Origin of the sequence: Klebsiella huaxiensis, from assembly GCF_003261575.2 — a bacterium.
Taxonomy (GTDB): Bacteria; Pseudomonadota; Gammaproteobacteria; order Enterobacterales; family Enterobacteriaceae; genus Klebsiella; species Klebsiella huaxiensis.
Genome location: NZ_CP036175.1, coordinates 2846475 through 2864379 on the forward strand (window position 1 = coordinate 2846475; position 17905 = coordinate 2864379).

The 17905-nt window shown below is 56.0% G+C and carries 18 protein-coding genes; 10 read left to right on the top strand and 8 right to left on the bottom strand.

Features of this window, described 5'->3' with window-relative positions; translation table 11 throughout:
- Nucleotides 1-22 precede the first annotated feature (22 nt).
- Nucleotides 23-1033, bottom strand: a complete 1011-nt coding sequence (gene ftrA, locus DA718_RS13715) for a transcriptional regulator FtrA (protein ID WP_112214285.1) — start codon at nt 1031-1033, stop codon at nt 23-25.
- 67 nt (nt 1034-1100) lie between these two features.
- On the opposite strand from ftrA, the gene DA718_RS13720 reads away from it, so the two are divergent.
- The 7 genes from DA718_RS13720 to urtE all read left to right on the top strand — a co-directional run bounded on the left by DA718_RS13720 (nt 1101) and on the right by urtE (nt 8433).
- Nucleotides 1101-1493 (top strand): rhodanese-like domain-containing protein, encoded by a 393-nt coding sequence (locus DA718_RS13720; protein ID WP_112214284.1) that lies wholly within the window; start codon nt 1101-1103, stop codon nt 1491-1493.
- A gap of 149 nt (nt 1494-1642) precedes the next feature.
- Entirely contained in the window at nt 1643-2746 is a 1104-nt protein-coding gene (locus tag DA718_RS13725) for a cobalamin-independent methionine synthase II family protein (protein ID WP_112214283.1), read from the top strand.
- 178 nt (nt 2747-2924) lie between these two features.
- Nucleotides 2925-4196, top strand: coding sequence for an urea ABC transporter substrate-binding protein (gene urtA, locus DA718_RS13730; protein ID WP_110274118.1), 1272 nt, complete (start codon nt 2925-2927; stop codon nt 4194-4196).
- Between the two features lie 84 nt (nt 4197-4280).
- Nucleotides 4281-5855: an urea ABC transporter permease subunit UrtB gene (urtB, locus tag DA718_RS13735; protein WP_112214282.1), complete on the top strand. Its 1575-nt coding sequence runs from the start codon at nt 4281-4283 to the stop codon at nt 5853-5855.
- The gene (gene urtC, locus DA718_RS13740; RefSeq protein ID WP_110274120.1) at nt 5855-6928 is read left to right on the top strand and encodes an urea ABC transporter permease subunit UrtC; all 1074 of its coding nucleotides are present in this window, start codon (nt 5855-5857) and stop codon (nt 6926-6928) included. Before urtB ends, urtC begins: the two co-directional genes overlap by 1 nt.
- A complete protein-coding gene (gene urtD / locus DA718_RS13745) occupies nt 6928-7725 on the top strand; it encodes an urea ABC transporter ATP-binding protein UrtD (RefSeq protein ID WP_112214281.1) in 798 nt (265 codons plus the stop codon). Before urtC ends, urtD begins: the two co-directional genes overlap by 1 nt.
- Before the next feature lie 9 nt (nt 7726-7734).
- Nucleotides 7735-8433, top strand: a complete 699-nt coding sequence (gene urtE / locus DA718_RS13750) for an urea ABC transporter ATP-binding subunit UrtE (protein ID WP_112214280.1) — start codon at nt 7735-7737, stop codon at nt 8431-8433.
- A 693-nt stretch (nt 8434-9126) separates the two neighbouring features.
- Here the strand turns inward: urtE and DA718_RS13755 are convergent.
- Both DA718_RS13755 and ydeE read right to left on the bottom strand, forming a co-directional pair.
- On the bottom strand, nt 9127-9597 hold the full coding sequence (locus DA718_RS13755; protein ID WP_112214423.1) for a helix-turn-helix domain-containing protein: 471 nt from the start codon (nt 9595-9597) through the stop codon (nt 9127-9129).
- A gap of 117 nt (nt 9598-9714) precedes the next feature.
- Nucleotides 9715-10908: an efflux MFS transporter YdeE gene (gene ydeE / locus DA718_RS13760; RefSeq protein ID WP_112214279.1), complete on the bottom strand. Its 1194-nt coding sequence runs from the start codon at nt 10906-10908 to the stop codon at nt 9715-9717.
- 192 nt (nt 10909-11100) lie between these two features.
- Here ydeE and eamA point away from each other — a divergent pair, with 192 nt between their 5' ends.
- Nucleotides 11101-12000 carry an O-acetylserine/cysteine exporter gene (gene eamA, locus DA718_RS13765; protein WP_112214278.1) on the top strand — a complete coding sequence of 300 codons (900 nt, stop codon included), beginning with the start codon at nt 11101-11103 and terminating at the stop codon, nt 11998-12000.
- A gap of 34 nt (nt 12001-12034) precedes the next feature.
- On the opposite strand, the gene marB is transcribed toward eamA, so the two are convergent.
- The 3 genes from marB to marR are packed head-to-tail and all read right to left on the bottom strand — an operon-like array spanning nt 12035 to nt 13116.
- Nucleotides 12035-12253, bottom strand: coding sequence for a multiple antibiotic resistance protein MarB (gene marB / locus DA718_RS13770; protein ID WP_112214277.1), 219 nt, complete (start codon nt 12251-12253; stop codon nt 12035-12037).
- A 30-nt stretch (nt 12254-12283) separates the two neighbouring features.
- Entirely contained in the window at nt 12284-12664 is a 381-nt protein-coding gene (gene marA / locus DA718_RS13775) for an MDR efflux pump AcrAB transcriptional activator MarA (protein ID WP_004102351.1), read from the bottom strand.
- Between the two features lie 17 nt (nt 12665-12681).
- Nucleotides 12682-13116, bottom strand: a complete 435-nt coding sequence (gene marR, locus DA718_RS13780; protein ID WP_110274127.1) for a multiple antibiotic resistance transcriptional regulator MarR — start codon at nt 13114-13116, stop codon at nt 12682-12684.
- Nucleotides 13117-13377: 261 nt separating this feature from the next.
- Between marR and DA718_RS13785 the strand changes: the two genes are divergently transcribed.
- On the top strand, nt 13378-14046 hold the full coding sequence (locus DA718_RS13785) for a MarC family NAAT transporter (RefSeq protein WP_112214276.1): 669 nt from the start codon (nt 13378-13380) through the stop codon (nt 14044-14046).
- A gap of 80 nt (nt 14047-14126) precedes the next feature.
- Here the strand turns inward: DA718_RS13785 and DA718_RS13790 are convergent, their stop codons facing one another.
- On the bottom strand, nt 14127-15326 hold the full coding sequence (locus DA718_RS13790) for a sugar transporter (protein WP_112214275.1): 1200 nt from the start codon (nt 15324-15326) through the stop codon (nt 14127-14129).
- 204 nt (nt 15327-15530) lie between these two features.
- Between DA718_RS13790 and DA718_RS13795 the strand changes: the two genes are divergently transcribed.
- Nucleotides 15531-16322 carry a PhzF family phenazine biosynthesis protein gene (locus DA718_RS13795; RefSeq protein ID WP_112214274.1) on the top strand — a complete coding sequence of 264 codons (792 nt, stop codon included), beginning with the start codon at nt 15531-15533 and terminating at the stop codon, nt 16320-16322.
- Between the two features lie 290 nt (nt 16323-16612).
- On the opposite strand, the gene DA718_RS13800 is transcribed toward DA718_RS13795, so the two are convergent.
- A complete protein-coding gene (locus DA718_RS13800; RefSeq protein WP_112214273.1) occupies nt 16613-17893 on the bottom strand; it encodes an SLC13 family permease in 1281 nt (426 codons plus the stop codon).
- Nucleotides 17894-17905: the final 12 nt, after the last annotated feature.

A 17905-nucleotide genomic window follows, 5' to 3' on the forward strand; every position in this document is an offset into this window, starting at 1 on the left:
AGTGACTATTTCTGATGAAAGGTTACACCACTTTCCTGTCAGCGAGTGACGTCTTCCTGTACTGCAGCGGACTAAGACCAAACTGCTGACGGAAATGGTGGCGCAGGGTACTGGCATTGGAAAAACCGCAAAGCTCGGCAATCTGCTCAACGCTCAGCCGGCTATGGATTAAGTGCTGTGTAGCGCGCAGCAGGCGCTCATCAAGCAGCCAGCGGGCAGGGGTTTTGCCAGTGGCGTCTTCAAAACGGCGCAAAAACGTGCGCGGCCCCATACCGGCTTTTTCCGCCAGCGAGGCAACGGTATGGCTGGCGGCGAGATTCTGATGCAGAAAATCGAATAGTTGTCCGAGCCGCTGACTCTCGCGCGCTTTGGCCACCGGGCGCACAATCTGTTGCGCCTGGCCGCCGTCGCGATGAGGGGAAACCACTAAACGCCGCGCGACGGTATTCGCCGCCTCGACACCAAAATCTTCCCGTACCAGATGTAAACACAGATCGATGCCCGCAGCGCTTCCTGCGGATGTCATCACTCCCTCTGCGCCGACGTACAGCACATCGTCGATCACCTCAATCAGAGGAAATCGTGCGCGGAGCTGTTCGGTATAGCGCCAGTGGGTTGTTGCCTGGCGTCCGTTAAGCAACCCGGCGGCGGCCAGAACAAAGACTCCGGAGCAAATAGAAATGATCCGACAGCCTCGTCTATGTGCCGTGACCAGTGCTTCGCACAGTGCAGGCGGAACGAGGGCGTCGATACCGCGCCAGCCGGGCACCACGATGGTATCCGCCTCGTTTAACAATGTCATGCCGCCGTCGGTCATCAGACGAATCCCGCCGGTAGCCCGCAGTTCGCCTTCATCGACGGCGGCCACGGCAAAGCGATACCAACGTTCGCCCATCTCCGGGCGAGACAGGCCGAAAATCTCTACCGCAACGCCAAATTCAAAAGTACATAGCCCGTCGTAGGCGAGGGCAACTACCTGGTGGCGTGACAACGTCACGGATGAGGTTGTCATGATTTCAACGTTTTCAGTCATGGTGAGCGGCAGATGTCGTGCTGGAGGTTAATTAAAGTAGTGGTATCACAGACAAGGAGAAGATGCCATGAGTGTTGTAACCGCGATTGCCCCTGCCAGTTCTACAGATGCCGCTGCCTGGTTTCGTCATAAGCTCAGTCTTGAAACCGACTGTGCCGATGTGTATAGCGCGATACGTGACGGCGGTCCCGACTTTGTTCTCTTGCACGTTGTCGGCAGCGAGGAAACATTTGCTCGCCGTCATCTTCCCGGCGCGCTGCATTTACCGCACCGGCAGATAGATGAAGAGAGAATGGCACAGTGGCCTGAGGAGACGTTGTTTGTTGTGTACTGCGCCGGGCCGCACTGCAACGGGGCAGACGTTGCCGCGATGAAGCTGGCATTGCTGGGGCGTCCAGTCAAAATGATGCTCGGCGGCCTGACCGGCTGGGAAGATGAAGGATTGCCGTTCGCAAAATGAATATATTTCATGTGCCATGAATTATTCTCGTTTGCGGCTGAACGGTCTGCATGACAGTATCTGGACATATAGCCATCCAGAAGTCTATAAATTCAAATAGTGAACTATCACGGTGGGCAACTAACCTTGCCCGCTGCTAAGGAGACACCATGCAACGTCATCAGGCCCCGTTCCGCGCAGATATCGTCGGCAGCTTTTTACGCCCGGACGCCATTAAACAGGCCCGTCAGCAGCTCAGCGCTGGCACCATTGATGCGCAGCAACTGCGTCAGGTTGAAAATGAGGCCATTCGCCATCTGGTGCAACAGCAGTGCGAGTGCGGGCTGCATGTGGTGACCGACGGTGAGTTCCGTCGCGCGTGGTGGCACTTTGATTTCTTCGATGGCTTACAGGGCGTTGAGCGCTACGATTCTGAAAAAGGCATCCAGTTCAACGGGGTACAGACTAAAGCGCACGGGGTTCGCGTCACAGGCAAACTGGCCTTTGGCGATCATCCGATGCTGGAAGATTTCCGTTACCTGAAAAGCATCAGCGGCAACGCGCAGCCGAAGATGACCATTCCCAGCCCGAGCGTGCTGCATTTCCGCGGTGGGCGCAAAGATATCGACGCCACCGTCTACCCGGACCTTGCCGACTATTTTGATGACCTGGCGACCACCTGGCGCGATGCGATCCGCGCCTTCTACGATGCGGGCTGCCGCTATTTGCAGTTGGATGATACCGTCTGGGCCTATCTGTGCTCTGATGAACAGCGTCAACAGGTTCGCGATCGCGGTGAAGACCCGGACGAACTGGCGCGCACCTACGCTCGTGTCCTGAATAAGGCCCTGGAAGGAAAGCCGGAGGATCTGACTATCGGGCTGCACGTGTGTCGCGGTAATTTCCGCTCGACGTGGATCTCCGAAGGCGGCTACGAGCCGGTGGCGGAAGTGCTATTTGGCGGCGTCAATATCGATGCCTTTTTCCTTGAATACGATAACGACCGATCCGGTGATTTCGCGCCGCTGCGCTTTATTCGTCCCGGTCATCAGCAGGTCGTACTGGGGCTGATCACCACCAAAAACGGTGAACTTGAAAACCCGGAGGGCGTGAAAGCACGCTTACAGGAAGCGGCGCAATTCGTCCCGCTGGCACAGATTTGCCTCAGTCCACAGTGCGGTTTTGCTTCCACCGAAGAGGGGAATTCCCTGACTGAGGCTCAGCAGTGGGACAAAGTCCGTCTGGTTACTAATATCGCCGAACAGGTCTGGTAATTTCTCTTCTTAGCGCAGCGCTGCACTATTTTGAGGCAGCGCTGCCCATTATTTTCCTCTCCCCACGCCTCCCGCCGCGCTTTAAGGCCACTGAACAACCTGGCACCGTTTTTGCCTTATCACTTCCTGTTAGTCGTTAATTCATTTTTTGTTTTTGCGCTATTCAGGAGTGAAACACATGCAGCGTCGAACATTATTAAAAGCTTTTGCACTCTCCGCCTCTGTGATCAGCATGGGCATCTCTTTCCAGGTTTATGCCGCCGACACCATTAAAGTCGGGATTATGCATTCGCTCTCCGGGACGATGGCGATTTCCGAAACTCCGCTAAAAGATGTCGCCCTGATGGCTATCGATGACATCAATGCCAAAGGCGGCGTGCTGGGGAAAAAGCTGGAGCCGGTGGTGGTGGATCCTGCGTCAAACTGGCCGTTATTTGCTGAAAAAGCGCGTCAGCTGCTGACGCAGGATAAGGTCGCTGCGGTGTTCGGTTGCTGGACCTCAGTATCGCGTAAATCGGTTCTGCCGGTATTCGAAGAGCTGAACGGCCTGCTGTTCTACCCGGTGCAGTATGAAGGCGAAGAGATGTCGCCAAACGTCTTCTACACCGGCGCGGCGCCAAACCAACAAGCGATCCCGGCGGTGGAATATCTGCTGAGCGAAGACGGCGGTGGGGCGAAACGCTTCTTCCTGCTGGGCACCGACTATGTCTATCCGCGCACCACCAACAAAATCCTCCGCGCCTTCCTGCACGCCAAAGGTATTCAGGATAAAGATATCGAAGAGGTCTACACCCCATTCGGCTATAGCGATTACCAGACTATCGTCGCCAACATTAAGAAATTCTCCGCTGGCGGCAAAACGGCAGTGGTCTCCACCATCAATGGCGATTCCAACGTCCCGTTCTATAAAGAGCTGGCTAACCAGGGGCTGAAAGCGACCGATGTGCCGGTAGTGGCGTTCTCCGTCGGCGAGGAAGAGCTGCGCGGCATTGACACAAAACCGCTGGTGGGCAACCTCGCGGCGTGGAACTACTTCGAATCCGTGGATAACCCAACCAACCAACAGTTCGTTGCCGATTATCGTGCTTACGCCAAAGCGCACAAGCTGCCGAATGCCGACACCGTGGTGACCAACGACCCGATGGAAGCGACCTGGGTTGGCCTGCATATGTGGGCGCAGGCGGTGACCAAAGCGGGCACCACCGACGTGGACAAGGTACGCGAGGCGATGGCCGGTCAGACCTTCAAAGCGCCGTCGGGATTTACGTTGACCATGGACGCCACCAACCACCATCTGCACAAACCGGTGATGATTGGCGAAATTGAAAGCAACGGTCAGTTTAACGTGGTCTGGCAGACCGAAGAGCCGGTACGCGCTCAGCCGTGGAGCCCGTGGATCGCCGGTAACGATAAGAAGCCCGATCACCCGATAAAAAGCGCCAGCAACTAAGCGTTAAACCCCGGCACAGCGCCGGGGTGATGGATTCTGTCGTCCGGGCCCGGAGCCCGGATTTCCCGAGAAAGGAGAACGACCATGAACGCATTGCGCCTCATGAGTTACTTCGCGCTGCTGATGGTATTGATGCCGTGGCGAGCGCAGGCAGCGGACGCCGACGATTTCGTAGCCGCCAACCGTAGCCAGCAGGCCCAACTGCTTGAACAGTGGGCCGCCGCACCGCAAGCACCACGTTTACCGCTGCTACGGGCGCTGAAAAGTGAAACATTACAATCAGATAATAGCGGTCACGCTTTCATCAAGCAGGGCGAAAACCTGCTTGCGTTAGGCGCGGCCTCAACTCCTGACGGTACAACAAAACCCGTACGCCTGACCAACCGCCTGCGTAATCTGGTGGCAGGGGCGCTGGCTACCCATTTGCTGGTAAGTGACAACGTCACGGAAAGGGGCGCGGCGGTAAAAACGCTTCAGCGCGAAGCGACGCCAGAGATGGCGGGTCTTTTACAGCAGCGTCTGACGGTGGAAAGCGACAGCACGCTAAAATCGCAGCTGGAAATTGCGCTTGCTCGCCTGCAGCTTGCCAGCCCGCAGTCCGCGCAGCGGCTGGCGGCTATTGAACTGCTCGGTCATTCTGGCGATCCGGAAACCCAGGCACTGCTGACGCCTCTGACCGACCCACAACATGAACCCAACCCGGCGATTCGCGCGGCGGCGCAGGAGAGCCTGAGCAAAATCCAGCATCGCCTGCTGCTGGGCGATCTTCTTGGTCAGGCGTTTATGGGGCTGTCGTTGGGCTCTGTTTTACTGCTTGCCGCACTTGGTCTGGCGATCACCTATGGTCTGCTGGGGGTCATCAATATGGCTCACGGGGAGATGCTGATGATTGGCGCTTACAGCTGCTGGCTGGTTCAACAGGCGCTGGCGCAGCTGGCTCCGCAGTGGCTGGCTTTTTATCCGCTGATTGCGCTGCCGGTCGCGTTTATGGTGACTGGCGGCATTGGCATGGTGCTCGAGCGTACCGTTATCCGCCATCTTTACGGACGCCCGCTGGAGACGCTGCTTGCCACCTGGGGTATCAGCCTGATGCTGATCCAACTGGTGCGGATGCTATTTGGCGCGCAGAACGTCGAAGTGGCTAACCCGGCGTGGCTCTCCGGCGGCGTGCAGGTTTTACCAAACCTTATCCTGCCGTGGAACCGGCTGGCGGTACTGGCTTTCGTGCTGCTGGTGCTGCTGTTCACCTGGCTGACGTTGAATAAAACGCGATTGGGGATGAACGTGCGTGCGGTGACGCAAAACCGCGCGATGGCGGCCTGCTGCGGAGTGCCTACCGGGCGTGTGGATATGCTGGCGTTTGGCCTCGGCTCCGGCATTGCCGGATTGGGCGGCGTGGCGCTGTCGCAGCTCGGCAACGTCGGGCCGGAACTCGGTCAGGGCTATATTATCGATTCGTTCCTTGTGGTGGTGCTCGGCGGCGTCGGACAGCTGGCCGGGAGCGTGGCGGCGGCGTTTGGCCTTGGGATCTTTAACAAAATCCTCGAACCGCAGATGGGCGCGGTGCTGGGCAAAATCCTGATCCTGGTGATGATTATCCTGTTTATTCAGAAACGTCCGCAGGGACTGTTCGCTCTCAAAGGGAGGGTTATTGACTGATGAGCCAACCCATTACCTTAACGCTGGCGCGCAAAGCGCCGCGCCCGCTGCAGTGGCTCGGTGTTCTGTTATTGCTGGGCCTGCTGAGTATGCCGTTTCTGGCGTTATTGCCCGCCACACATCCGCTGGCGGTTTCCACCTGGCTGCTGACGCTCACCGGTAAAATCCTCTGCTACGCGATTGTCGCCGTGGCGCTGGATTTAGTCTGGGGCTACGCCGGAATGCTCTCCCTCGGCCACGGGATCTTTTTTGCCCTCGGGGGTTATGCCATGGGCATGTACCTGATGCGTCAGGCGGCGGGCGACGGGCTGCCAGCCTTTATGTCGTTTTTATCGTGGAGCGAACTGCCGTGGTTCTGGTGGGGCACCCAGCATTTTGCCTGGGCGATGCTGCTGGTGGTGCTGGTACCCGGTTTATTAGCGCTGGTTTTTGGCTGGTTTGCCTTCCGCTCGAAAATCAAAGGGGTCTATTTTTCAATAATGACTCAGGCGCTGACCTACGCCGGAATGCTGCTGTTTTTCCGTAACGAAACCGGTTTTGGCGGTAATAACGGTTTTACCGGCTTTACCACGCTACTCGGTTTCCCCGTCACCGCTATCAGCACCCGGGCGGCGCTGTTTATGGCGACGGTACTGCTACTGTTGCTCACCCTGTGGATTGGCTATTTGCTGGCGCAAAGCAAATTTGGCCGCGTGCTGACGGCGGTGCGCGACGCCGAAAACCGCCTGATGTTCTGCGGCTACGACCCGCGCGGATTTAAGCTATTGGTCTGGACGCTTTCCGCGGTGCTGTGTGGCCTGGCGGGCGCGTTATACGTGCCGCAGGTTGGGATCATCAACCCCAGCGAAATGTCGCCAACCAACTCTATTGAAGCGGCGATTTGGGTGGCGCTGGGGGGCCGCGGGACCTTAATTGGTCCGGTACTCGGTGCAGGGCTGGTCAACGGCGCGAAAAGCTACTTTACCGTGGCGATGCCGGAATACTGGCAGCTCTTTCTTGGGCTGATTTTTATTATCGTGACCCTATTTTTACCGCGCGGAGTGATTGGCCTGCTGCGTAAAGGAGACCGCTGATGCAACCGGACGAAGGACTTTTTACCCGTCAATTGCCGACGGACAGATTCCGTGAGCAAACCGACCCGGTTTTGCAACTGGAAGAGATTAACGTCAACTTTGATGGTTTTCAGGCGCTGACTAATCTGTCGCTGCAAATTGGCGTGGGTGAACTGCGCTGCGTAATTGGCCCTAACGGCGCCGGAAAAACCACGTTAATGGACGTGATCACCGGTAAAACCCGCCCGCAGAGCGGCAGGGCGCTTTACGATCAGTCGGTAGATTTAATGACCCTCGATCCCATCGCCATCGCCCGTCAGGGTATTGGGCGCAAATTTCAGAAACCGACGGTGTTTGAGGCACTGACGGTCGCGGAAAACCTCGAACTGGCGATGAAGGGCGATAAGTCGGTGTGGGCCAGCTTGCGGGCGCGCCTGAACAGCGAGCAGACCGATCGAATCAGCGAAACCTTACGCCTGCTGCGGCTGGAGGGCGAACGTTCTCGACCGGCCGGACTGTTGTCGCACGGGCAAAAGCAGTTTCTTGAGATCGGTATGCTGCTGGTCCAGGAGCCGCACCTGCTGCTGCTGGACGAACCCGCAGCCGGGATGACCGACGCTGAAACGGAGTATACCGCCGAGCTGTTCCGCACCCTGGCCGGGCAGCATTCGCTGATGGTTGTCGAGCATGATATGGGGTTTGTCGAGACCATCGCCGACCGGGTGACGGTGCTCCATCAGGGGCAGGTACTGGCGGAAGGGTCGCTGCGCGAAGTGCAGGCCAACGAACAGGTGATAGAAGTTTATCTCGGACGCTAAGGAGCGCAGATGTTACAGGTTAATCAGCTACATCAATACTATGGCGGCAGCCATATTCTGCGCGGTGTGGATTTTGCCGCTCGTCAGGGAGAGATAACCTGCCTTCTCGGGCGCAACGGAGTGGGAAAAACCACCTTGCTAAAGTGCCTGATGGGGCTTATTCCGGCGCGTAGCGGCGAAGTGCTGTGGCAGGAGAAAAATATCACCCAGCGCAAACCACATCAGCGGGTGCAGTCCGGGATCGCTTACGTTCCGCAAGGGCGCGAGATTTTTCCGCGCCTGACGGTAGAAGAGAACCTGCTGATGGGGCTATCGCGCTTTCCCGCTCGCGACGCGCGGACGGTACCGGAAGAGATTTATCAGCTGTTTCCGGTACTGAAAACCATGAAGCAGCGGCGCGGAGGGGATCTTTCTGGCGGTCAACAGCAGCAGTTAGCGATTGGTCGCGCGCTGGCCAGCCGCCCGCAGCTGTTGATCCTTGATGAGCCGACGGAAGGTATTCAGCCATCGGTGATTAAGGAGATCGGCGAGGTTATCCGCCAGCTAGCGAATCGCGGCGATATGGCGATCTTGTTGGTTGAGCAGTTCTATGATTTCGCCGCCGGGCTGGCGGACCGCTACCTGGTGATGTCGCGTGGGGCCATTATTCAGCAGGGTAACGGCAGCGATATGGAAGCCGAAGGCGTGCGCGGAATGGTCACCATCTAGCCATTCCCGAATACCAAACCGCACGGACCCGTAGCCCGGGCAAGGCGCGTTAAGCGCCGCCCCCGGGAAAATGCGCAGAGGATGGGCGAATTCCCCGGAGGCGATGCTGCGCATCTGTCCGGGCTACAAACTTTCACATCGCACGAGCCTGTAGCCCGGGCAAGGCGCGCTAAGCGCCGCCCCCGGGAAAGCACGCAGAGGATGGGCGAATTCCCCGGAGGCGATGCCGCGCATCTGTCCGGGCAACAAACTTTCACATCGCACGAGCCTGTAGCCCGGGCAAGGCGCGCTAAGCGCCGCCCCCCGGGAAAGCACGCAGAGGATGGGCGAATTCCCCGGAGGCGATGCTGCGCATCTGTCCGGGCTACAAACTTTCACATCGCACGGACCCGTAGCCCGGGCAAGGCGCGTTAAGCGCCGCCCCCGGGAAAGCACGCAGAGGATGGGCGAATTCCCCGGAGGCGATGCCGCGCATCTGTCCGGGCTACAAACTTTCACATCGCACGAACCTGTAGCCCGGGCAAGGCGCGTTAAGCACAGCCCCCGGGCAAGCACGCAGAGGATGGGCGAATTTCCCGGAGGCCATGCCGCGCATCTGTCCGGGCGACATAGCTTCACATCGCACGGACCCGTAGCCCGGGCAAGGCGCGTTAAGCGCCGCCCCCGGGAAAATGCGCAGAGTCGTTCAAAAGGCTACTTGCGCAACAGCCGCTGCAAGCGCGCCTGCCGCCAGTTCCTAATCCATTCGCCAAACACAAACAAGCGCAACCCTTTGACCACCAGCAGCGACCCCCAGATAATCGCCACCCATGCGGACCAGTAACTCTCGGAACCGGTGAGCCAGTTCAACACCGCCAGCAGAGCGCAGACCACCACCGCCACCGTCAGCGATCGATAAAACCGACTCTCGCGCTCAACGCGCTCTTTAGCTTCTTCAATACGTAAATCCAGCGACTCTTCATGCCCTGCAGATGAATCGCCGCTAATCTCGGCGACGTTCACTTCAAATACCGCCGCGAGAGCGCTCAGCGTTTCCAGACCTGGACGATCGCCGTTCTCAATACGCTGAATGGTCCGCACGCTGAGCCCGGTAAGTTCGGCAAGCTGCTCTTGTGACCAGGCGCGCTGCAAACGCAATTGTTTAACCTGATTATTGCTGTTCATCATTTCTATCTCCGGGTGAAAACCTGAGACGGAGTGTTATCTATAAGGTTGTCGGGCACCACGATCGGAACCCGACAGAGACACGACAGCAACCTGACAGCCGCGCAGTGCCTGGGTTTACGCGCTGGCGACCGCATTTCCGTTCCACGGGCGCACGTTCATGCCGCGGAAAATCATCAGCCAGGCGGCAATAATAGCGAGCATCAATATTGCAAACAGCGACCAGTGCGGCAGATGGGTCAGAATTGTCCCGGTCAGCATCGGGTTAAAAGCCGCTCCCAGCCAGCCCAGCGACTGGGCGGAAAAGTAGCTGGCCTTCATGCCCGGCGGAGCAATGTTATCGATCAGCATATATTCACCCGGCGCGTAGATCACTTCACCGAGCGTAAAGACGGCGGCAGAGAGGCCCCACAGCAGCAGGCTATTATCGGAAATAACAAAACCGCCCAGTCCGAGCACAAAACAGACCGTACCAAAGGTCATCAGCGGGCGAATATTACGCGCGGTGAGGCGACGGCCGACCGCGTACTGCAGCGCCACCACGACGGCGGCGTTGACCGGCAGTACCACGGCAACCACTTTTTCAGCAAAATCGCTGTCCGCTACCACCAGCACATACTGGGAAATACAGGAAGCGAAAGAGCCGCCGACAAATGACGCCAGCAGGCCGGAGAGCGTAAACCACAGTAGCGCGCGATCGCGCAGCAGCACCGAAGGCGACCACTGGACCGCATTATCCTCAGCAATCGCGGCGCTGGTGCGCTGGACGAACAGCTGAATAAATACCAGCGGCAGCGCCGCGCAGCCCGCCGCCAGCCAGAACGGCAGATTGATGCTGTGCATCACTAACAGGGTGCCGATGGGTGGCCCGACGGTCCAGCCAATATTGAGAAAGGTATAGTTGAGCGAAAAAATCTGCGCCTTCTTTTCCGGCGACAGCACGTCGGCGAACCAGGCTTTTAACACGGTCGAGAACACGGAATAAGCGCAGTTAATCAGCGCGAAGAAGAACACCACCAGCGCCACGCTATTAACCAATGGGATCGCCACAAAGCCGCCAATAAACGCCAGTACGGCGATGGTCATATAACGTTTTTTGTCGAACTTATCGGCCAGGATACCAAACCCCATACTGAACAACACGCCGACGATCAATGCAGTTGACAGCGCATAGCCGATTTTATCTACCTCCAGTTGGTACTGGCGGGTGAGGTAGATAGTCATAAAAGGTAACGTTGCGCCACGACCAATAGTTAACAGCAACGACGAAGCCAGCAGCGCCGCAGTTGAGCGCCTGAGTGTCAGTATCATTTTTTCCTTGCCTGATGTGATGTTATTTTTGTTGTCCCGATCACAAATAGCACGCTAACTGAGGCTTGTATAGTTCCCATCGGTGATGAAAAGAAGACAAATGCCCTACCGAAAATAATGATCTATGCGTCGGGTGAATTATTCGGTATGTTGATTTTGTTCACAAAATTCCAATAACAACCGAGGCAGGGTATGACGCGTAAAGACGGGCTGCTGGCATTGCTGGTGGTCGTGGTATGGGGGCTGAATTTCGTGGTGATTAAGATGGGGCTGCATAACATGCCGCCGCTGATGCTGGCCGGACTGCGTTTTTTATTGGTGGCGTTCCCTGCCTTGCTGTTTGTCGCCCGGCCGAAAATTCCGCTGCGCCTGCTGCTGGGCTATGGCCTGACGATAAGCTTCGGTCAGTTTGCCTTCCTGTTTTGCGCTATTAATCTCGGCATGCCTGCCGGGCTGGCATCGCTGGTGCTGCAAGCTCAGGCTTTCTTCACCATTATTCTCGGGGCATTTGTCTTCGGTGAACGGTTGCAGGGCAAACAGGTAGCGGGGATCGCACTGGCGATTTTTGGTGTGCTGGTGCTGGTGGAAGCCAGTCTTGGCGGCCAGCATGTGCCGTTGGTGGGTTTTATGCTGACGCTGGCGGCGGCGCTGAGCTGGGCCTGCGGCAATATTTTCAACAAGAAAATCATGTCGCACGAGAGCAGACCGCCGATTATGTCGCTGGTGGTGTGGAGCGCGCTGATCCCGGTGCTGCCGTTTATGCTGGCATCGTGGCTCCTCGACGGCCCTCAGGTGATGGCGGCAAGTCTGCTGCACATCGATCTGCTGACGATCCTATCGCTGCTGTATCTGGCGTTTATCGCCACCATTGTTGGCTATGGGGTCTGGGGTTCGCTACTCGGACGCTATGAAACCTGGCGCGTGGCGCCGCTGTCGCTGCTGGTGCCAGTGGTCGGGATGGCCAGCGCCGCGCTGCTGCTTGGCGAAACGCTAAACCACCTGCAACTGCTGGGTGCGGTGCTAATTATGGCCGGGCTGTATATCAACGTATTTGGCCTGCGGATCGTGCGTCCGGGCATGGCGCGAGGATAAAAAAAAAGCCCCGTTGCCGGGGCTAAAAGGGATTTTACAGGCCTTGCTGGTTGTAATACGGCACGCCTAATTCATCTGATTTATCACTGCCAGAAGCCATGTGATTGAAATCAAACGGCGAATCATTATGTTCGGAAGGAATAATCATCGCATCCCGATTGTTGTGACGAACCGGAGTGGTGGTTTGCTCCGCGAAACTCTGGCTGGAGACCAGTGCCAATAGCACGATGGCGGCGGAAGCGAATAATTTCATGATTTCCTCAATACGTCTTTTTGCAGGCGGTTAACAACAGTTATTTAGTGGGAGCAGGTAGCGTGACTCGCCCGGTACGTTGGTAATGCGATACTGGTGCGGCGGCACATCGAAATAGTTTTTGAAAGTCCGCGTCAGCGTTTGCTGCGATTCAAAGCCATAACGCTCGGCCAGATATAGAATCGGCTCGTTGCTTTGCTTGAGCTTCTGCGCAATTTCAGTCAGCTTACGGCTGCGAATATACTGGCCCAGCGAGTGACCAGTCTCTTTCTTAAACATTCTTTGCAGGTGCCACTTGGAGTAACCTGAGCGCTCTGAAACCTTCTCCAGCGACAGGGGCGATTCCAGGTTATCCTCAATCCACGACAAAATACTATGGATAGTGATGGCGTCGTTATTGCGTCTGGACATCATCTTACCTCTTCTTATTACGGCAGAACTTTTTTGAGCAAATACTCAAGAGTGACCACTTCATCTGCCGACAGATTTTTTGTTAGTTCCTGGTGCAATTTCTGACCCACAACCTGATGACAATGCTCACAAAGGGCTGCGCCGTCTGCTGTTAGCTGCACCAGTACGCCGCGTTTGTCAGTGGGGTTGGGTAACCGTTCAATCCAGCCTTTACAGACCAGACGGTCGAGCATGCGCGTCATTGCGCCTGGGTCGACCGAGAGCACGGTTTTCAGCTCTACGGGGGTAATACACACTTCGCAACGAATGGAACAGAGCACCCGAAACTGGGTGGACGTAATATCCATCGGTGAGAGGTAGTCGTTGAGCAGGCGATCTTTCTGCTGGTTAACCATTTGGATCAAGCGGCCAAGAGGGATCATTTCGTTAAACAGGTCGCTCGTACTTTTCACAATGGTTGCCCAGGCAATGATTTAGTTGCTGGGGATATTATTGCCTAGGCAAATATAAGTCAAACTGATTGATTGGCCGATGCCACGATTTGCTAAAACGAATCGTTGTGACTCAGGTCACTCTATTTCACATTGCTGTCTTATGATTTTACTGAATGACGAATGCGTTCTGCTGGAAACTGGCAACAACCTGACGGCAAACGATATACTCAGAGCGCGTCATTTTTTGATAATCCAACACTTACAGGACCTTAATTTTCTATGATGGATCTCTTTAAAGCGATAGGCCTGGGGCTGGTCGTGATCCTTCCGCTGGCAAACCCGCTGACCACCGTGGCGCTTTTCCTTGGCCTTGCCGGGAATATGAACAATGCCGAGCGTAACCGTCAATCGCTGATGGCTTCAGTCTACGTGTTCGCTATTCTGATGGTTGCATGGTATGCCGGACAGGTGGTGATGAACACCTTCGGTATATCGATTCCTGGGCTGCGTATTGCCGGGGGGCTGATCGTCGCCTTTATCGGTTTCCGCATGCTGTTCCCGCAGCAGAAAGCGCATCATTCGATGGAAGCCAAACTGAAATCAGAAGAGCTGGAAGACGAACCGACGGCCAATATTGCTTTTGTCCCGCTGGCGATGCCAAGTACCGCAGGTCCAGGGACCATTGCGATGATCATCAGCTCTGCGTCGACGGTAAAGCACGGCGCTAACTTTCCTGATTGGGTGGTGATGGTGGCTCCGCCGGTGACGTTTGCGCTGGTCGGACTCATCCTGTGGGGCTGCCTGCGCAGCTCCGGGGCGATTATGCGTCTGGTGGGTAAGGGCGGCATCGAGGCTATCTCCCGCCTGATGGGCTTCCTGTTGGTCTGTATGGGCGTGCAGTTTATTATCAATGGTGTGCTGGAGATTGTCTCCACTTATCACGCCTGATTGTTTTTTGCATGGACAGAATGGAAACATAAAAAAGCCTGCCGATCTTCCAATCGGCAGGCTTTTTTTAATCTGCGCTATCAGGAGTGATGTGGCTGCTGATCTTCCAGTGAGACCGGCCAACGGCGGAAAATCATCACCGCCCACACCAGCGCCACGAGGGCTGGGATAGCGCCGACGTAACCAATCGACGCCATCGACAGATGGGTACTGACCTGGCTGCCGACCAGCGCGCCCGCGCCGATCCCGATATTAAAGATCCCCGAGAACAGCGACATTGCCACGTCGGTGGCATCTGGTGCCAGCGCCAGCACTTTCACCTGCATTCCAAGGCCGATAATCATGATTGCCACGCCCCAGAAGACGCTGAGCAGCATCAGGTGATTGGCGTTATGCGATGCGGGCAACAGCAGGAGCAGACACGCCAGCAGCAGGCCAATTGCGGCGTTAATCAAGCCGGATGCATGGCGGTTACCGAGCTTACCAAACAAGATACTGCCGACAATGCCCGCGCCGCCCAGGGTCAGCAGCAGCACGGTGGCAAAGTTACCGCTTAAACCGGCGACCGTCTGAATAAACGGTTCAATATAGCTGTAGGCGGTGTAGTGCGCAGTCACCACAATCACCGTCAGTAAATAAATGCTGAGCAGCGCCGGACGACGGAACAGTACCGGCAGGCTTTTTAACGAACCAGAATGCTCGCTCGGCAGTTTTGGCAGCAGTTTAATCAGGCAAGCCATGGTTATCAGCGCGCCCACACCAATGACAAGGAAGGTAGTACGCCAGCCAAAGTATTGCCCGACGATGCGCCCAATCGGGATACCAAAGACCATCGCCAGCGCGGTACCGGTGGCAATCAGGCTCAAAGCCTGAGCGCGTTTACCTGCGGGAGCCATACGGATAGCCAGCGCCGAGGTGATTGACCAGAACACTGCATGGGCGAATGCGATGCCGATACGGCTGATGACCAGAACGTTAAAGTTCCATGCCAGAAACGACAGCACGTGGCTGGCAATAAACAGAATAAACAGTCCAACCAGCAGACGACGGCGCTCCATCTTGCTGGTCAACAGCATAAAGGGCAGCGACATCAGGCCGACGACCCAGGCGTAGATGGTCAGCATGATCCCAACCTGTGCCGTTTCCATGCCAAAACTGTCGGCGATATCCGACAGCAGGCCCACGGGCGCAAATTCGGTGGTATTAAAGATAAATGCCGCAATCGCAAGCGTGACTACGCGAAGCCACGCGACCTTGCGTGAAACCGTGTCTGTAATCATAAGTTCAGGGCTGGTTACTAAGAGGAAAGAAGTGGCACGATCTTAAAACGATTGCTGCTGAAAATACAATCATTTTGTGACGTGCGTCTCATTTTTTTTTGGTCGGGTAAAAGGCGCTAACAGATTAATTTCTCTATAGAACGTGTGCATTTACTGCATTTATGTCATGTTATCGATAAGTAAAAAAAATGAAAGGGCAGAATAATGCAGGAAATTAACTTTTATCTGGTCGATGCGTTCAGTGACCATAACTTTGGCGGCAACGCGGCGGCAGTTTGCCCGCTCACCGAATGGCTGCCGGACGAAACGTTGTTGAAAATGGCGCAGCAGCACAATCAGTCGGAAACCGCGTTTTTTGTCCGTACTGATGAAGGATATGAGCTGCGTTGGTTTACCACCCAGTATGAAATCAACCTTTGCGGTCACGCGACGCTGGCGGCTTCGCACGTCATCTTTGAGTATCTCGACCATCCGTCATCAACGATTGTCTTTAGTACCCGTTTTGTTGGCGAGCTCAGCGTGACGCGCAGCGGCGACTGGCTGACGCTGGATTTTCCGGCATGGGCGACGACGGTCGTCGAACAGCCACCAGCGGACCTGCTTGCCGGTCTGGGGCTAAGCGAAGTGCAGGAAGTACGCGTGGCTCGCGATTACCTGGTGATCTTACGCGATCGTCAGCAGGTAGAAGCGGTACAGCCGGATATGCACCAGCTTCAGCGCCTGGGGAAAATGATTTGTATTAGCGCAGCAGATGATGAGTATGATTTTGTCAGCCGTTTCTTTTGCCCGGGAGAGTCGCTGTGGGAAGACCCGGTGACCGGCTCGACCCATAGCATGTTGATCCCGTATTGGGGCGAGAAGCTCGGTAAAACGGAGATGCAGGCGCGGCAAGTATCCGCTCGCGGTGGCGATCTACGCTGCCAGTGGCAGGGCGACCGGGTGCTGATTGGCGGCCAGGCGACAACCTATTTAATCGGTACGATAGCGCTGCGCTAAATATATCCGTCATACTTCAAGCTGCAGATGTGTTGGCTGCGGATTACTCGGCACATCCATGTGCCTGGCCCTGACGGGCCGTCGCAAGCGCTGTTCAAGGCACGAGTGCCTTGTCCTGCACCTCGAATTATTTAGGGTATAAGCGAATACGGATAATGGAAATAATGTGGGATCGGCAAAAAATTATGCCGATCCCGTGTCCGTAGGGGGTACGGGCAAAAGAGTGCTGCGTACTCAACGAAAAACCAGAGCCACTAGCGGGTCATACGACAACTGCTCTTATTTGATAATTACATCGGAAATATCACGATAGCGCCGATGCACAATGCCAGAATACGAATTAAGTACATCGGCACGGAGAATATCCAGAACTCCGGCAGCTTATATTTTCCCATTCCCAGTATCATCGCCGGCATACCGTCAATTGGCATATAGCCGCCGTTCCAGCCCGAAATGACTACCGCGATGGCGGCAGCGGTCGGGTTGAGGCCGAGGCTGGTACAGGCGGCGATAGCAATGGGCGCGAAGATATACACTGAACCCATGTTGGAGCCGGTAAATGTGGAACATGTACTGGTCAGCAGCGCAAAGATAAAAATAAACAGGAACGGCGAAACGTTAGCGCCGAGAACGCCAGCTACCGCATCACCCACCATCGCCGTAAAGCCGGTGCCGGCCAGCGCATCGGCGACGCCGATAACCCCCGCCATCATCAGAATAACCGGCGCGCCCATATGATCGCGCACCTCTTTGAAGTCGACGACGTTAATCATCATCACAAAAGCGGCGGCAAGACCCGGAACCACATAGGCGATATTACCCAACTGATTCATCAGCATCATACCGACAACGCTGATGGCAAATGCCCCCACGGTGCAGTACTCTTTCCACGCGGGTAGGGTGATGGCTTCCTCTTCCCGTACCGACATCGCTTCCTCAGACGCATCGGCAATCGGGTGATCGGGCAAAAAACGATACGAGATCAGGCACCAGGCCAGAAACGCCAGCGACATCACCAGATTCACCAGCGCGAATTTCACCATCGAAACTTCTTCGGTGATTCCCGCGGTTTGCAGCACCGTGGCGGTGACGCCAAACAGCAGTGCGACGTTAATCGGAATTAATGGATGGTTGGTCGCAAAACCCAACGGCATCATCAGCTTTGAGGTCGGCAGCTTTTTACTGTAGGGGATTGTCGAAACCAGCGACAGAATCAGCACGTAGTAACCGGTTGAACCGGTACCCGCCAGGCTTGCACCAATCATCACAATTACCAGCAGCAGCGCATAGCTCTTGTAGCTGCCTTTATTGACCAGGCTCACCATTGAGGATTTCACGTTGCCGATGAGGCGCGTTTTCTGGAGCGCCGCCATTACCACCATAAACCCGGCGATCATAATCACACTTGAGTTCACAAAACCGGCAAAGGCTTGCTGAACGTTGGAGAGCCCGGTCACCACCAGTAAAAGACAGGCGAGCAGCGGTGGTGCGCCAAAGGCCATCTTGTCCGACATGATAAGCACTATCATCAGCACCAGGATGCCCAGCGCCAGAATCATTTCCATTGTCATTTTATTTATCTC

What these genes read in the sequence shown, in the direction of transcription:
- urtC (WP_110274120.1), top strand. Translation starts at nt 5,855, where the DNA reads ATGAGCCAACCCATTACCTTAACGCTGGCGCGCAAAGCGCCGCGCCCG.
- urtE (WP_112214280.1), top strand. Translation starts at nt 7,735, where the DNA reads ATGTTACAGGTTAATCAGCTACATCAATACTATGGCGGCAGCCATATT.
- eamA (WP_112214278.1), top strand. Translation starts at nt 11,101, where the DNA reads ATGACGCGTAAAGACGGGCTGCTGGCATTGCTGGTGGTCGTGGTATGG.
- DA718_RS13795 (WP_112214274.1), top strand. Translation starts at nt 15,531, where the DNA reads ATGCAGGAAATTAACTTTTATCTGGTCGATGCGTTCAGTGACCATAAC.
- DA718_RS13800 (WP_112214273.1), bottom strand. Translation starts at nt 17,893, where the DNA reads ATGACAATGGAAATGATTCTGGCGCTGGGCATCCTGGTGCTGATGATA.
- urtD (WP_112214281.1), top strand. Translation starts at nt 6,928, where the DNA reads ATGCAACCGGACGAAGGACTTTTTACCCGTCAATTGCCGACGGACAGA.
- DA718_RS13755 (WP_112214423.1), bottom strand. Translation starts at nt 9,597, where the DNA reads ATGAACAGCAATAATCAGGTTAAACAATTGCGTTTGCAGCGCGCCTGG.
- urtB (WP_112214282.1), top strand. Translation starts at nt 4,281, where the DNA reads ATGAACGCATTGCGCCTCATGAGTTACTTCGCGCTGCTGATGGTATTG.
- marB (WP_112214277.1), bottom strand. Translation starts at nt 12,253, where the DNA reads ATGAAATTATTCGCTTCCGCCGCCATCGTGCTATTGGCACTGGTCTCC.
- DA718_RS13720 (WP_112214284.1), top strand. Translation starts at nt 1,101, where the DNA reads ATGAGTGTTGTAACCGCGATTGCCCCTGCCAGTTCTACAGATGCCGCT.
- DA718_RS13725 (WP_112214283.1), top strand. Translation starts at nt 1,643, where the DNA reads ATGCAACGTCATCAGGCCCCGTTCCGCGCAGATATCGTCGGCAGCTTT.
- ydeE (WP_112214279.1), bottom strand. Translation starts at nt 10,908, where the DNA reads ATGATACTGACACTCAGGCGCTCAACTGCGGCGCTGCTGGCTTCGTCG.
- marA (WP_004102351.1), bottom strand. Translation starts at nt 12,664, where the DNA reads ATGTCCAGACGCAATAACGACGCCATCACTATCCATAGTATTTTGTCG.
- urtA (WP_110274118.1), top strand. Translation starts at nt 2,925, where the DNA reads ATGCAGCGTCGAACATTATTAAAAGCTTTTGCACTCTCCGCCTCTGTG.
- DA718_RS13785 (WP_112214276.1), top strand. Translation starts at nt 13,378, where the DNA reads ATGATGGATCTCTTTAAAGCGATAGGCCTGGGGCTGGTCGTGATCCTT.
- ftrA (WP_112214285.1), bottom strand. Translation starts at nt 1,033, where the DNA reads ATGACTGAAAACGTTGAAATCATGACAACCTCATCCGTGACGTTGTCA.
- DA718_RS13790 (WP_112214275.1), bottom strand. Translation starts at nt 15,326, where the DNA reads ATGATTACAGACACGGTTTCACGCAAGGTCGCGTGGCTTCGCGTAGTC.